The following is a 12849-nucleotide window of genomic DNA, read 5'->3' on the forward strand; positions in this document are numbered from 1 at the left end:
AAAGTAATCAATCTATGCCACAGAGTAGCAGAGGGGCAGAGGGGTCCCAGGTCACGGGCCGGAACGGCTCGCGTCGTTCCTGATGAGGGCGGCGCCCGCCACCAGCACGAGAACGGTGAGCGCCGCGGCGATCGCGACGGCGGCCTCGTACGCCTCGGGCGTGCCGCCGGCCCAGCCGTCGAAGGGCAGATAGACGGCCGCGTAGACGAGCGGCCCGCCCACGACTCCGACCGCGGCCGTCACGGGACGCGCCCGGCCCGCGAACGCCAGCACGAGGCAGACCAGGGTGCCGAGCACGGCCGCGACGACGCCGAGCGCCACCAGGCCGAGCGCGTCATGACCCAGAAGGGCGGCCTCGGCGACCATGGCGAAGAAGCCCAGGCAGGCGAATATGGCGAAGCCGGTGTAGACGCGGTGGAACTGGCGCATCCCCGCTCCGACGCCGCCGAAGAGCATGCAGGCGGCCAGGAAGAGCGCCACGCTCCGCTCCAGGCTCACGTCCACGGCCGGGGCCTGCTCCGTGGCCGAGCCGGGCCAGCCCACCCGCCGCCACGTCCCCTGGACGTCGCGGACCAGGATGCCGTCCCGGCCGTTCGCGACGACCACGTCGTGCCCGCCGGGCCGGGGCACCACGGCCAGGCCCATCGGGTGATTCCCGTGCCCGCCGGAGTAGGTCCTGCGCAGCCGCTCGCGGTCGTCGCCGGACGTGGGCCACGACGGCCGCCACGTCTTGCCGCCGTCGTCGGACTGCTGCACGGCCATCCGGTCCGGCACCACCCGGTAGCACCGGGTCGCCTGCCTGGGCACGCACGCGGCGCTCTGCGGCCTTCTGGGCTCGTCCGCCATCACCCGGTCGATCTCCGACCACGTGGCTCCGCCGTCGCGGGAGATCCAGTCCTGGCCGCTCGAAACGTGGACGACGATCCGGTCGCCGTCCACCTCGACGGACTCCGCGGCGGGCATGTGGTCGGCCGACGTGGCGGCCACCGCCAGCACGGTCAGCGGCATCGCCGCGACGATCCGCCATCTGGAGGAGCGGGTACGGAGGCTGCGCCCGCGTACCCACCAGGCCAGCGCGAGCGCGGGGAGGGCCAGCAGGTCCGTGGGATCGGCCAGGACGCGCGACGGGCCCGCCACGAGGCTCCAGACCTGGGAGGCGACCTCAGCGCCCGTCTCCGTCGATTTCACGAGCGTGAACAGCGCCCCGGCGAGCGCGGTGGCCGCCAGATCGGCCCGCCGCCGGAAGAGCAGGGCGAGCAGGGCGGGCGCCACCACGAGACCTGCCACGTCGCTGAGCTTGCCCGTGACGAACCCGGGCCAGGCCTGCTTGAGCAGGTGGTCGTTGACCAGTAGTACGAAGACCCCGGCGACGGTCACGGGGTGACATGACCACGCATACCTCATATAGAGGTCGATGTATGGGAGGGTCCGGCGGTTCAACGGCTGTGTGAGTCGAGTCACAGCCGTGACCTGGCCGACACATGCGAAGACCGGAGCCCGCTGGAATGCGGACCCCGGTCTCTCTCTCGCTGCTACAGGTCAGATGGCTCGGACCTGCGAGGCCTGCGGCCCCTTCTGGCCCTGCGTGATCTCGAACTCGACCCGCTGGCCGTCTTCAAGGCTGCGGTAGCCGTTGCCGACGATCTCGGAGAAGTGCACGAACACGTCCGGCGCACCGCCGTCCGGGGCGATGAAGCCGAAGCCCTTCTCGGCGTTGAACCACTTGACGGTTCCCTGAGCCATAAAAGCTCTCCCTCAGGATGTGAATCTATGGGACCCACACCTCGTGGATCCCGGTGTGTCGTACAGCAAGCACCCGGGGTGGCTCAGACAAAGTCATGCTGGTTTTCACTACGGGATCAGCTAATACAACGCCATCACATCTAACACCATTCTGGCGCGTTGGTGTTCCCGTCCCTAGGAAGATTTCTGTCAGGCGGCATCACCAGGCAAACTGGAACCTGTTATGCAGAGCCTTCCCGCACCCCGTCTAGTGGCCACCGACCTCGACGGCACCGCGTTGCGCACCGACGGAACCTTGTCTCCCCGCACGGCCGCGGCCTTCACCAAAGTCGAGGAATCGGGGGCGGCGCTGGTGTTCGTGACAGGGCGGCCGCCGCGCTGGATGGGCGGCGTCGCGGGTGCGGTGCGTCACCACGGGCTCGCCATCTGTGCGAACGGGGCACTGATCTACGATCTCCATACCGAACGGATAGTGGAATCTCACCTGATCACGGTGGATGTACTCGAGGAAGTCGTGGCTCAGCTAAGAGCGAACGTGGCCGATCTCGCATTTTCGGTCGAGTATGAAGCCGGTTTTGCGCATGAGTCGGATTTCCTCCTCGGCGCCCTTGACAAGGCCAAGGGGAGCGCCCGCGCCGGCTCCCTCACGGCACGTCCGTGCGCCAAGCTGCTGGCCCTGCACCCGGGCATGGGCCCGGACGAACTCCAGGCCACCGTGCACGAGCTGGTGGGGCACCTGGTGACCGCCACCCACTCCAGCCGCAGAGGCCTGATCGAGATGAGCGCCCAAGGCGTCACGAAGGCCAGTGCCCTGGCGGCGCTGGCCGCACAGCACGAGATCAAACCCGCGCAGGCCGTGGCGTTCGGCGACATGCCGAACGACCTGCCCATGCTGAGCTGGGCAGGCACGGCGTACGCCGTCGCCAACGCTCATCCCACCGTGCTGGCGGCGGTCGATCACGTGACCGCGAGCAACGACGACGACGGCGTCGCGCAGGTGATCGAGAAGCTCTACAGGTAGGGGCCGGAACCACCGGGCGGCCGCGGCTGCGGCTCCTCGCCGTGCGGCACGCCGGGCAGCGCCCTGCGCATCTGCTCAAGCTGGGCACGGGCGGCCATCTGCTGCGCGAACAGCGTGGTCTGGATGCCGTGGAACAAGCCTTCGAGCCAGCCGACGAGCTGGGCGTGCGCGATGCGCAGCTCGGCCTCGCTCGGCGGCGTGCCGGTCTCGTCGGTGAACGGGAGCGACAGGCGTTCCAGCTCGTCGACCAGCTCCGGCGCCAGGCCGTCCTCGAGCTCCTTGATGGACGACTCGTGGATCTCCTTCAACCTCTTACGGCTGGCCTCGTCGAGGGGAGCCGCGCGGACCTCCTCGAGAAGCTGCCTGATCATGCTGCCGATGCGCATCACCTTCGCGGGCTGCTCGACCAGGTTGGTGACCGACCGATCGTCCTCGCCGCTATCGCCCTGACCTTGGAAGTCGGGGCCCACCACCACGATGTGAGGGGTGTTGTTGTCCTCAGCATTCATAACTCTCACCGTACTAGCAGGATCTTGCCGATGTGCTCCCCGGAATCCAGCATTCGGTGAGCTTCGGCGGCGTCCGCCATGGGCACCTCCGCGTGGACCACGGGACGCACCGCACCGGCCCCGACCAGCGGCCAGACGTTGTCGACGACGCTGCGGACGATGGCGCCCTTCTCCTCCACGGGACGCGAGCGCAGCCCTGTCGCGTGCACGGCCGCGCGCTTGGCGAGCAGGGCGCCCAGGTCGAGTTCGGCCTTGCGGCCGCCCTGGAGCCCGATGATCACCAGCCGGCCGCCGGTGCGCAGCGCTTTGACGTTGCCCGCGAGGTATTTCGCGCCCATGATGTCGAGGATGACGTCGGCGCGTACCTTGTCCGCGAAGTTCTCCTCGCGGTAGTTGATCACCTCGTCGGCGCCGAGCTCCTTGACCCGCTCGGCCTTCTCCGCCGTGCCGACCGTCGCGACCACGTGGGAGCCGAGCGCCTTGGCCAGCTGCACCGCGAACGTCCCGATCCCGCTCGCGCCGCCGTGCACGAGCAGCGTCTCACCCCGGCGCAGCCGCCCGACCATGAACACGTTGGACCAGACGGTGCAGGCCACCTCCGGCAGCCCGGCCGCCTCCCGCGGCGACACGCCCTCGGGCAGCGGCATGACCTGTTGCCAGGGCACGGCTACGCGCTCGGCGTAACCGCCGCCCCCGAGCAGCGCGCACACCGCGTCGCCCGGCTTGAACTGCTCGACGTCGGCGCCCACCGCGGCCACCACGCCCGAGGCCTCCAGCCCCGGGTAGGGCGACGTTCCGGGAGGAGGATCGTAGAACCCCTGACGTTGCAGGACATCGGCACGGTTGACCGCGGAGGCGGTCACGTCGATGAGCACGTCTCCGCGCCCCACCTCGGGATCCGGCACCTCGTGCCACTCCAGCACCTCGGGGCCGCCCGGCTCGGTGATCTCAATGGCTCGCATGCGAACCACGGTAGCCGGGCAAAGAAGTTCTGGGTTGCCGGGCTGCGTAGGAGCAGGTGGCGTTAATCTGCAAGGTATTTGCTGCCCCTTTAGACCCACCCGAGGGGGAACACGGTGGCAAGACACGATCGAGAAGAATCTCTCGAGGAACAGCTGGCCTGGCTTGACGCGATCAAGGAGACGGAGGAGACCCCCGTCTCTGTCAGCGTCTCGACTGCGTCCGCCGACGAGCCGGTCGCCTCGCCGTACCCCCAGGACCCGTGGTCGCTCGTGCCCCAGCAGCACGAGACGCCGACGCCGCCGTTGTTCCGCGCGGCGGTCGACTCCGTGTACGGCACGGCCGCGGCCGAGGACGTACCCGAAGGGGAGAGCGAGGCGGGGGAGTGGCTCGGCGAGGCCGGAGCCGCCAAGAAGGAGGAGCCGGCCGCGCCGCCCGCGGACGACCCCTTCAACACTCCGCTGAAGCCGCTGCCGCGCCCCGACGACACCGAGACCTTCACGCTGTCGTTCGCGCCGCCGGAGACGGCCGACAAGGACAAGACGGCGGAGCCGGCGGACGATCCGTGGTCCACGCCGCCCGAGTGGCCGCCGCCCGCGGAGCCGTCCGCGTCATCCGCGTCCCAGCCCCCGTCCCAGCCCCCGTCCCAGCCCCCGTCCCAGCCCTCGGCCGCGTCCATCCAGCCGGCCGAGGGATCGGCTGTGGAGGATCCGCTGACGGCCCGGCAGCCGGCCGTGGCCGAGGAGACCGCACGCCCGGAGGAGCAGACGGAGAAGCAGGCGGAGGAGAAGCCGGCCGACGAGGAGAAGCCCACCTGGGAGAGCACGCCCCCCAAGAGCGAGCCCTCGCAGTGGCCCTCCGGATCCGACCAGACCCTTCCCGGGAACGAGACCCCGCGGTGGACAGGTTCCGACGAGACCCTGCCGCGGAACGAGCGCCCGCGGTGGGCCGATTCCGGGCCGCAGTGGGCGGGCCCTGAGCAGCGGGGTGATTCCGGTCCCCAGTGGGCAGGCTCCGAGCAGCGGGGTGATTCCGGGCCGCAGTGGGCGGGCCCCGAGCGGCGGGCCGAACCCGAGCAGCAGCGGGAGGAGCGTCCGCAGCCCGATGAGCGCTCTCCGTGGTCCGAGCCGGTCCAGGAGGACCGCCACCAGGACCGCCCCCTGCGGCTGGAGCGCTCCCAGCGCCAGGACCGCCCGCCCCACGACGACCCGCCGCGTGAGCGTCCCGCCGGGCAGGAGGGTTCTCCGTGGGCCGACCAGCCCGAGTGGCGCCCCGCGGACCGGGACATCCCTCCGGCGCCGCCGCGCCGCCGACCCGCCCCGGCGCCCGTCTTCAGCGCCCCGCCCAGACCCCCGGTCACCGGGAGGCCGACGGCCGAGAGCCTCGACCCGGAGTCCCTGCTCCGCGGACGGCGTAACGCTCCCTCCAAGGGGTGGCGCCGCGTGGTCTACAAGGCGTCGGGCGGCTGGATCAAGCCGGGCGAACCCCCGGAGGTGCGCCGCCGCCGCGAGCTCGTGACCAGGGCGCGCACTCCGGTGACCGCCGGGCACCACCGCGTGGCCGTGCTGAGCCTCAAGGGCGGAGTGGGCAAGACCACGACCACGGTCGGCCTGGGCGCCACCCTCGCCCAGATCCGCGGCGACCGCGTGATCGCCGTGGACGCCAACCCCGACAGGGGCACGCTCTCCGACAAGCTCGTCCTGGAGACCTCGGCGACCGTGCGTGACCTGCTCAACGAGCGTGACCAGGTCAAGCGTTACGTGGACATCAGGGCGTTCACCTCGCAGGCGCCGTCGCGGCTGGAGGTGCTCGCCTCCGACCGTGACCCGTCGGTCTCCGAGGCGTTCAGCGGCGACGACTACCAGGACGTCTCCCAGGTGCTGGAGAACTTCTACTCCATCTGCATCACCGACTGCGGCACCGGCCTGCTCCACTCCGCCATGGGCGGCGTGCTCGGGCTCGCCGACCAGATCGTGCTGGTCAGCTCCCCGTCCGTCGACGGCGCCAGGGCGGCTTCGGCGACGCTCGACTGGCTGGAGGCGCACCAGTACGGCGACCTGGTCAAGAACGCGACCGTGGTGCTGTGCAGCGTCAGGCCGCGCTCGAAGTCGGCGGTCGACATCAAGAAGCTGGAGGCCCATTTCGCCGCCCGATGCCGAGCGGTGATCCGGGTGCCGTACGACCCGCACCTGGAGGAGGGCGCGGAGATCGATCTGGACCGGCTCCAGGAGCCCACCAGGGACGCCTATCTGCAGCTCGCCGCCAGCGTGGGCGACGGCTTCGCGGGCGTCCCCGAGTGAGGCCGCGGGCGCGGGCCTAGCGGCAGGCGTCATCAGTCCCGCGAGACGCAATAAGCTCAGGCGATAGGTCGGGCGAAGTGGGATCGGGGGACGGGTGAGCAAGTCGTTCGTGCACCTGCACGTGCATACCGAATACAGCATGCTGGACGGAGCGGCCAAGATCAAACCGCTGTTCAAAGAGGCAGCGCGGCTTGATATGCCGGCCATCGCCATGTCGGATCACGGCAACATGTTCGGTGCGTACGAGTTCCAGAAGGTGGCGAAGGACAGCCCGGTCAAGCCGATCATCGGGATCGAAGCGTACGTGGCGCCAGGATCCCGGTTGTTCAAGAAACCGGTCTTCTGGGGTTCTCGCGCGGAGACCGGTGTCGCGGACGGCGAGGGCGGCAAGGACGTCTCCGGCGGCGGCCGGTTCACCCACATGACCATGTGGGCGAAGGACGCGGACGGGCTCCGTAACCTGTTCCGGCTGTCGTCGCTGGCCTCGGTCGAGGGCTACTACGGCAAGCCCCGCATGGACCAGGAACTGGTCTCGCAGCACGCGGCCGGGATCATCGCCACCACCGGCTGCCCGTCCGGCGCGGTGCAGACGCGCCTGCGGCTCGGCCAGTACGACGAGGCCGTCAAGGTCGCCGGCGAATACCAGGAGATCTTCGGCAAGCAGAACTACTTCCTGGAGTTGATGGACCACGGCATCGACATCGAGCGGGAGGTGCGGGCCGACCTGCTGCGGCTGGCCAGGCAGCTCGACATCCCGCTGCTGGTCACCAACGACTCCCACTACGTCACCGAGGACCAGGCCGACGCCCACGACAGCCTCCTGTGCGTCGGCGTCGGCAAGAACAAGGACGACCCCAACCGGTTCCGGTTCAACGGCTCCGGCTACTACCTCAAGCCGGCCGACGAGATGTACGCGCTGTTCTCCGAACTGCCGGAGGCGTGCGACAACACGCTGCTGGTCGCCGAGATGGTCGGCGACTACAGCGACGTGTTCGCACAGGTGGACCGGATGCCCGACTACCCCGACGTGCCCGAGGGCGAGACGCAGGAGTCGTGGCTTCGCCAGGAGGTGGAGCGCGGCCTGGAGATGCGGTACGGCGCCCCGGTCCCCGCCGAGGTGATGGAGCGGTACGAGACCGAGATGAAGGTCATCGGGCCGATGGGCTTCTCCTCCTACTTCCTCGTGGTGGCCGACATCTGCCGCTACGCGCGGGACAACGGCATCCCGGTCGGTCCCGGCCGCGGCAGCGCCACCGGATCGATCGTCGCCTACGCCACGCGGATCACGGAGCTCGATCCGCTGGAGCACGGCCTGCTGTTCGAGCGGTTCCTGAATCCGGAGCGGATCAACCCGCCGGACGTCGACCTCGACTTCGACGACCGCCACCGGGACCGGATGGTCAACTACGTCACCGACAAGTACGGCAGCGCCATGACCGCGCAGGTCAACACGTTCGGCACGATCAAGGCCAAGGCCGCCGTCAAGGACGCGTCGCGCATTCTCGGCTACCCGTTCGCCGTCGGCGACAAGATCACCAAGGCGATGCCGCCGGACGTCATGGGCAAGGGCGTCCCCCTGGCGGACATGTTCAACGAGGATCACCCGCGCTACAACGAGGGCGGCGAGATCCGCGCGCTGTACGAGAGCGACCCGGACGTGAAGAAGGTGATCGACACCGGCCGCGGCATCGAGGGACTGATCCGCGGCACCGGTGTGCACGCGGCCGCGGTCATCCTGTCCTCGGCGCCGCTGATGGATCTGATCCCCCTGCACCGGCGGGACAAGGACGGCGTGATCATCACCGGGTTCGACTACCCGTCGTGTGAGGACATGGGCCTGGTCAAGATGGACTTCCTGGGGCTGAGGAACCTGGGCATCATCGACCACGCCATCAAGATCATCGAGCAGAACCGGGGCATCACGCTCGACACCCTGACGATCCCGCTCGACGACGCGAAGACGTACCAGCTCATGGCGCGCGGTGACACCCTGGGCGTGTTCCAGCTCGACGGCGGGCCGATGCGCCAGCTGCTGAAACTGATGGAGCCGACCCGGTTCGAGGACATCGCCGCCGTACTCGCCCTGTACCGGCCGGGCCCGATGGCGGCCAACGCGCACACCAACTACGCGCACAGGAAGAACGCCCGGCAGGACATCGAGCCCATCCACCCGGAGCTGAAGGAGGCCCTGGAGCCGATCCTCGGCCCGACGTTCCACCTGCTCGTCTACCAGGAGCAGATCATGGCCGTCGCCCGCGAGCTGGCCGGCTACACCCTGGGCGGCGCCGACCTGCTGCGCCGCGCCATGGGCAAGAAGAAGAAGGAGATCCTGGACGCGGAGTTCGCCAACTTCCAGAAGGGCATGCGCGGCAACGGCTACAGCGACGACGCCATCCAGGCCCTGTGGGACGTCATGCTGCCGTTCTCCGGCTACGCCTTCAACAAGTCCCACACCGCCGGATACGGCCTGGTCGCCTACTGGACCGCGTACCTGAAGGCCAACTACCCGGCCGAGTACATGGCCGCGCTGCTGACCTCCGTGGGAGACGACAAGGACAAGGCGGCCGTCTACCTCGCGGAGTGCCGCAAGATGGGCATCCAGGTCCTGCCCCCTGACGTCAACGACAGCCAACTCGACTTCGTCGCGGTCGGCGACACCCAGGTGCGGTTCGGCATGGGCGCGGTCCGCAACGTCGGCGAGAACGTCGTCGAAGCGATCGTGAAGGCCCGCAAGGAGAAGGGCCTCTACCAGGACTTCAACGACTTCCTGGGCAAGATCCCGCTCACCGCCTGCAACAAGCGGGTCATCGAATCGTTGATCAAGGCAGGGGCGTACGACTCGCTCGACCACCCGCGCAAGGGCCTGCTCATGGTTCACGAACAGGCCGTCGACCAGGTCAGCGGCATCAAGAAGCAGGAAGCGCACGGCCAGGACTCGCTGTTCGGCGGGCTGGCCGACGCGGGCGCCGACGATGCCTTCACCGTCACGGTCCCCGACACGGAGTGGGACAAGAAGACCAAGCTCGACTTCGAGCGGGAGATGCTCGGCCTGTACGTCTCCGATCATCCCCTGGCCGGCACGGAACGGCTCCTGGCCAGGAACCGCGACACCACGATCGCCGACCTGCTCGAATCCGGCCGCGACGACCGCGGCGACGTGAGCGTGTGCGGCCTCGTCACCAAGGTGGACAAGAGGGTCAACAAGGCCGGCAACCTCTGGGCGATCGCCACGGTCGAGGACATGGACGCCGCCGTCGAGTGCCTGTTCTTCCCCAAGAGTTACGTGCTGTACGCCGACTCGCTGCGTGAGGACAGCGTGGTGGCCGTCCGCGGCCAGATCAACAACCGGGACGGCGCCATCAGCATCTTCGCGACGGACCTCACCGTGGTCGACGTGTCCGGCGTCAACAGCGACGGCGCCCCGATCACCCTCCTGCTCAGGGAGGAACGCGTCACCCCGCAGTTGCTGGAGGAGCTCCGGCAGGTGCTGAAGCTGCACGAGGGCAAGGTTCCGCTGCACATCAACCTGAAGCGCCCGGCGGGGAAGACCATGGTGCTGGCGGTGCCGGACTTCCCCGTCAACGCGGAGCCCAGCTTCGCCGCCGATGTGAAGGCGCTGCTGGGGCCGGAGGCCATCACGCTGTGAACCAGCCGGTCGTCACCTGGCGGAGGGTGTGGGATTCGAACCCACGAGGCCATCGCTGACCTGGCCGCTTTCAAGGCGGCTGCACTCGTCCACTATGCGAACCCTCCTGTGCGGAACCCACGATAGCGGCTGTGGTGGCAGGGGTGTACGTTCAGGAGGTGGCGGATCTAGACGTCGAGGTGGAGCGGGGGCCGTGTCGCGCGCTGGTGCGGCTCGACGGCGACCTCGACAAGCTCACGGCGCCGCTGCTCAAGGAGTGGTTGCTCAAGCTCTACACCGAGGGCTTCGTGCAGGTGGTCATCGACACCTCCAGGCTCGAGTTCTGTGACTCCAGCGGCCTGTGGGCGCTGGTGGAGCACCGGCGACGGGTGGCCGAGCACGCGGGGTCGTTACGGCTCGTCGGGGTGCACGGCGTGCTGCAGCGGGTGCTCGACGTGACGCGGCTCAAGGCCGCCTTCGACAGCGTCGCGTCCGCCGACGGCTGACACGGCTCAGAGCCGGCGTCCACAGTGCGCCGACGGCTGATGCGCCTCAGGGCCGCCGTCCGCGGTGTCGCGTGCGCGGACGGCCGGCGTGCCGGGCCGCTGGCGGGGTCTACGTGCCGAGCTGGGCCAGCAGCCACTTCGGGCCCATGGTCTCGGCGCCCAGCGCGCCGACCCGCTCCTTCAGCCCCCGGTCGGCGGTGACGACGACCACGCGCTCCCACGGCCTGGCCCTGCGCACGACGTCGACGATCGCGTCGTCGCCGCTGCCGGTGGCCGCGACCACCTGGATGCCCGGCACGTCCGGCGCGTTCCTCGCCGCGCCCTCGACGACCGCCACCATCCTGGGGAACCACTGGGCCAGCACCGGATGCGCCAGCCGGTGCCGGGAGACGTCCTGGAGCAGGCGGGTCGCGGCGCCGAGCCGGTCGTTCCACCAGCCGTGCTCGGCCCGCGCGCCGACGATGTTGGCCACGTCGAGGACGATGATCTCGGGCTTGATCGCCGCCTGCACCTCACCCCAGGTCGCGGCGAAGCCCGGATGGAGGTTTCTGCCGGTGATCTCGGGCAACGGCAGCCAGCGCAGCTCGTCGCTCTCGGCGTTGGCGGGCGCCGCGGCCAGCAGCTCGGCCGACTCGGCGATCACCGTCTCGAACGCCCACCCGCCGTGGTCGTCGAGGTAGACGCCCTGCACGCGGAGCGCGTCGCCGGCGAGCGCGGCCTCCTCGTGGGCCTCGCGCAGCGCGCTGGTGACGGCGTCCTCGTGGCTGTCCCGGGCTCCGCCCGGCAGGCCCCACGTGCCGCCGTGGTGGCTCCACACGGCGCGCTTCTGCATGAGCACGTGCGGGACGCCGCGGTCGTCATGGTGGACGATGAGAAGTCCTGACGCGCCGTGGATGCCCCAGTGGCGGTGCCCCAGGCCGCATTCGGTCCAGCCGTCGCCGTCTCTGGCCGTCATGGCGTGATGCTCAGCCTCCGCCCTTGGAGAAATGCTGGTAGTCCTTGGTGCCCGACCAGTAGCCGCCCCACTCCCAGCCGACCCGGGCGAACGCCTTGACGACCTTGTCACCAGGATTTATCACACCTTTACCCTTAGTTGGGCGCTGGGTGAACTTTTTCGCATTCTGGTGTGCGGTGTTGCCACTGGCGGTGACATATGGGTTCTCGCGGGGATTGATGTCTATCGCTGCACCGTAGGCGTGATTGGACCAATTGCTCGATCCGGTGGCCCGGCGGCAGTTGAAGGCCGAGGTGTTGTCGGCGTCGATCGAGTCGTAGTCGTCCGCCTTGTACGCGTCGACCAGCTCCATCTTCCGGATCGGCCAGCGCTCGTCGTACAGCTTCTCGAAGACCGTCACGATGTCGTCGGTGACCGTCTTGCGCACCACCAGCTCCCCGGTGTGCGGCTTGTCGTCGAACCCCCAGTACGTCAGCGTGACCAGCCGCAGGTCGCGGTAGGAGACCGGGCAGCCGGCCTTCCAGGAGTACGGCAGGCGGTCGCGGGTGACCCGCGAGACCTTGGCGCTGAACGGCGGCGGGCCCGTCGGCTCGGGCGTGACGGCCACGGGCCTGGACGTCTCGTGTGGCGGATCGGACGCAGGGGGGACGGGAACGGAGGTCGTGGGCGAGGCGCCCCGCTCCTGAGCCCCACAGGAAACGGACGCGAGCACCACGAACGCCATGGCGGCAGTACGTTTCATCTGGCCACCATATGCGACGTCGGAGCAGGTCAGGGGACGATCAGCACCGTACGGCGAGCCCGTTTGGCCAGCTTGGCCGCCACCGAGCCGCCAAGGCGGGAGCGCGAGCGGCCCACCACGATGGCGTCGGCCCTGTAGGCGCCGGCCAGCGTCTCCAGCTCCCGCGCCGCGTCACCGCGGACGCTGACGAACCGCCAGGGGACGCCCGCGCCCTTCAGCTCGTCCCTGAGGTCATCGGTCAGGTCGGCCGCCGCGTCGGGGATGACGGGCGACCCGTAGAGGAACCACAGTGACGGGCTGTAGAGCGACTCCACGAAGGCGACGACCAGCGCGGCGTCGTCTCTCCTGGCGAGCCCGGCCGCGTACGCGAGCGCGTTGCGGCTCGGGTCGGATCCGTCGTATCCCACGACGAGAAGGCCGGCGCCGTCCTTGCCGATCTCGAACCGCCCTGCGGGGAGCCGGCCTTCCAACGGCTCCCCGTGAGGGTC

At 69.5% G+C, this 12849-nt stretch carries 11 protein-coding genes and 1 tRNA gene; 4 read left to right on the forward strand and 8 right to left on the reverse strand.

Features of this window, described 5'->3' with window-relative positions; genetic code table 11:
* Nucleotides 1-51: 51 nt before the first annotated feature.
* On the reverse strand, nucleotides 52-1377 hold the full coding sequence (locus tag ABGB14_RS23420; RefSeq protein WP_347645955.1) for a hypothetical protein: 1326 nt from the start codon (nucleotides 1375-1377) through the stop codon (nucleotides 52-54).
* A gap of 162 nt (nucleotides 1378-1539) precedes the next feature.
* Nucleotides 1540-1743: a cold-shock protein gene (locus ABGB14_RS23425; RefSeq protein WP_043619750.1), complete on the reverse strand. Its 204-nt coding sequence runs from the start codon at nucleotides 1741-1743 to the stop codon at nucleotides 1540-1542.
* A gap of 250 nt (nucleotides 1744-1993) precedes the next feature.
* On the opposite strand from ABGB14_RS23425, the gene ABGB14_RS23430 reads away from it, so the two are divergent.
* A complete protein-coding gene (locus ABGB14_RS23430) occupies nucleotides 1994-2764 on the forward strand; it encodes an HAD family hydrolase (protein ID WP_347645956.1) in 771 nt (256 codons plus the stop codon).
* Here the strand turns inward: ABGB14_RS23430 and ABGB14_RS23435 are convergent.
* Nucleotides 2755-3273 (reverse strand): bacterial proteasome activator family protein, encoded by a 519-nt coding sequence (locus ABGB14_RS23435; RefSeq protein ID WP_132505806.1) that lies wholly within the window; start codon nucleotides 3271-3273, stop codon nucleotides 2755-2757. The genes ABGB14_RS23430 and ABGB14_RS23435 overlap by 10 nt on opposite strands.
* Before the next feature lie 5 nt (nucleotides 3274-3278).
* Nucleotides 3279-4235: an NAD(P)H-quinone oxidoreductase gene (locus ABGB14_RS23440; protein ID WP_347645957.1), complete on the reverse strand. Its 957-nt coding sequence runs from the start codon at nucleotides 4233-4235 to the stop codon at nucleotides 3279-3281.
* 114 nt (nucleotides 4236-4349) lie between these two features.
* Between ABGB14_RS23440 and ABGB14_RS23445 the strand changes: the two genes are divergently transcribed.
* Nucleotides 4350-6533 carry an AAA family ATPase gene (locus ABGB14_RS23445; RefSeq protein WP_347645958.1) on the forward strand — a complete coding sequence of 728 codons (2184 nt, stop codon included), beginning with the start codon at nucleotides 4350-4352 and terminating at the stop codon, nucleotides 6531-6533.
* Between the two features lie 94 nt (nucleotides 6534-6627).
* Complete coding sequence (gene dnaE / locus ABGB14_RS23450; RefSeq protein ID WP_347645959.1) at nucleotides 6628-10179, forward strand: DNA polymerase III subunit alpha; 3552 nt, start codon at nucleotides 6628-6630, stop codon at nucleotides 10177-10179.
* A gap of 17 nt (nucleotides 10180-10196) precedes the next feature.
* Here the strand turns inward: dnaE and ABGB14_RS23455 are convergent.
* Nucleotides 10197-10286, reverse strand: a tRNA-Ser gene (locus ABGB14_RS23455).
* Nucleotides 10287-10337: 51 nt separating this feature from the next.
* On the opposite strand from ABGB14_RS23455, the gene ABGB14_RS23460 reads away from it, so the two are divergent.
* Nucleotides 10338-10664, forward strand: a complete 327-nt coding sequence (locus ABGB14_RS23460; protein ID WP_347645960.1) for an STAS domain-containing protein — start codon at nucleotides 10338-10340, stop codon at nucleotides 10662-10664.
* Nucleotides 10665-10773: 109 nt separating this feature from the next.
* Here ABGB14_RS23460 and ABGB14_RS23465 read toward each other — a convergent pair whose 3' ends face one another.
* Genes ABGB14_RS23465 through ABGB14_RS23475 form a run of 3 tightly spaced genes read right to left on the reverse strand, consistent with a single transcriptional unit; the run spans nucleotide 10774 to nucleotide 12831 of the window.
* Complete coding sequence (locus tag ABGB14_RS23465) at nucleotides 10774-11619, reverse strand: NUDIX domain-containing protein (RefSeq protein ID WP_347645961.1); 846 nt, start codon at nucleotides 11617-11619, stop codon at nucleotides 10774-10776.
* A 10-nt stretch (nucleotides 11620-11629) separates the two neighbouring features.
* Nucleotides 11630-12361 carry a M15 family metallopeptidase gene (locus tag ABGB14_RS23470; RefSeq protein ID WP_347645962.1) on the reverse strand — a complete coding sequence of 244 codons (732 nt, stop codon included), beginning with the start codon at nucleotides 12359-12361 and terminating at the stop codon, nucleotides 11630-11632.
* Nucleotides 12362-12390: 29 nt separating this feature from the next.
* Nucleotides 12391-12831 carry a universal stress protein gene (locus ABGB14_RS23475; RefSeq protein WP_347645963.1) on the reverse strand — a complete coding sequence of 147 codons (441 nt, stop codon included), beginning with the start codon at nucleotides 12829-12831 and terminating at the stop codon, nucleotides 12391-12393.
* Nucleotides 12832-12849: the final 18 nt, after the last annotated feature.

The sequence above is a fragment of the Nonomuraea sp. B10E15 genome, from assembly GCF_039871615.1.
Taxonomy (GTDB): Bacteria; Actinomycetota; Actinomycetes; order Streptosporangiales; family Streptosporangiaceae; genus Nonomuraea.

Bases quoted from the DNA above. Each gene is read 5' to 3' on its own strand.
- ABGB14_RS23440 (WP_347645957.1), bottom strand. From the start codon at position 4,235: ATGCGAGCCATTGAGATCACCGAGCCGGGCGGCCCCGAGGTGCTGGAG.
- ABGB14_RS23465 (WP_347645961.1), bottom strand. From the start codon at position 11,619: ATGACGGCCAGAGACGGCGACGGCTGGACCGAATGCGGCCTGGGGCAC.
- ABGB14_RS23435 (WP_132505806.1), bottom strand. From the start codon at position 3,273: ATGAATGCTGAGGACAACAACACCCCTCACATCGTGGTGGTGGGCCCC.
- ABGB14_RS23425 (WP_043619750.1), bottom strand. From the start codon at position 1,743: ATGGCTCAGGGAACCGTCAAGTGGTTCAACGCCGAGAAGGGCTTCGGC.
- ABGB14_RS23470 (WP_347645962.1), bottom strand. From the start codon at position 12,361: ATGAAACGTACTGCCGCCATGGCGTTCGTGGTGCTCGCGTCCGTTTCC.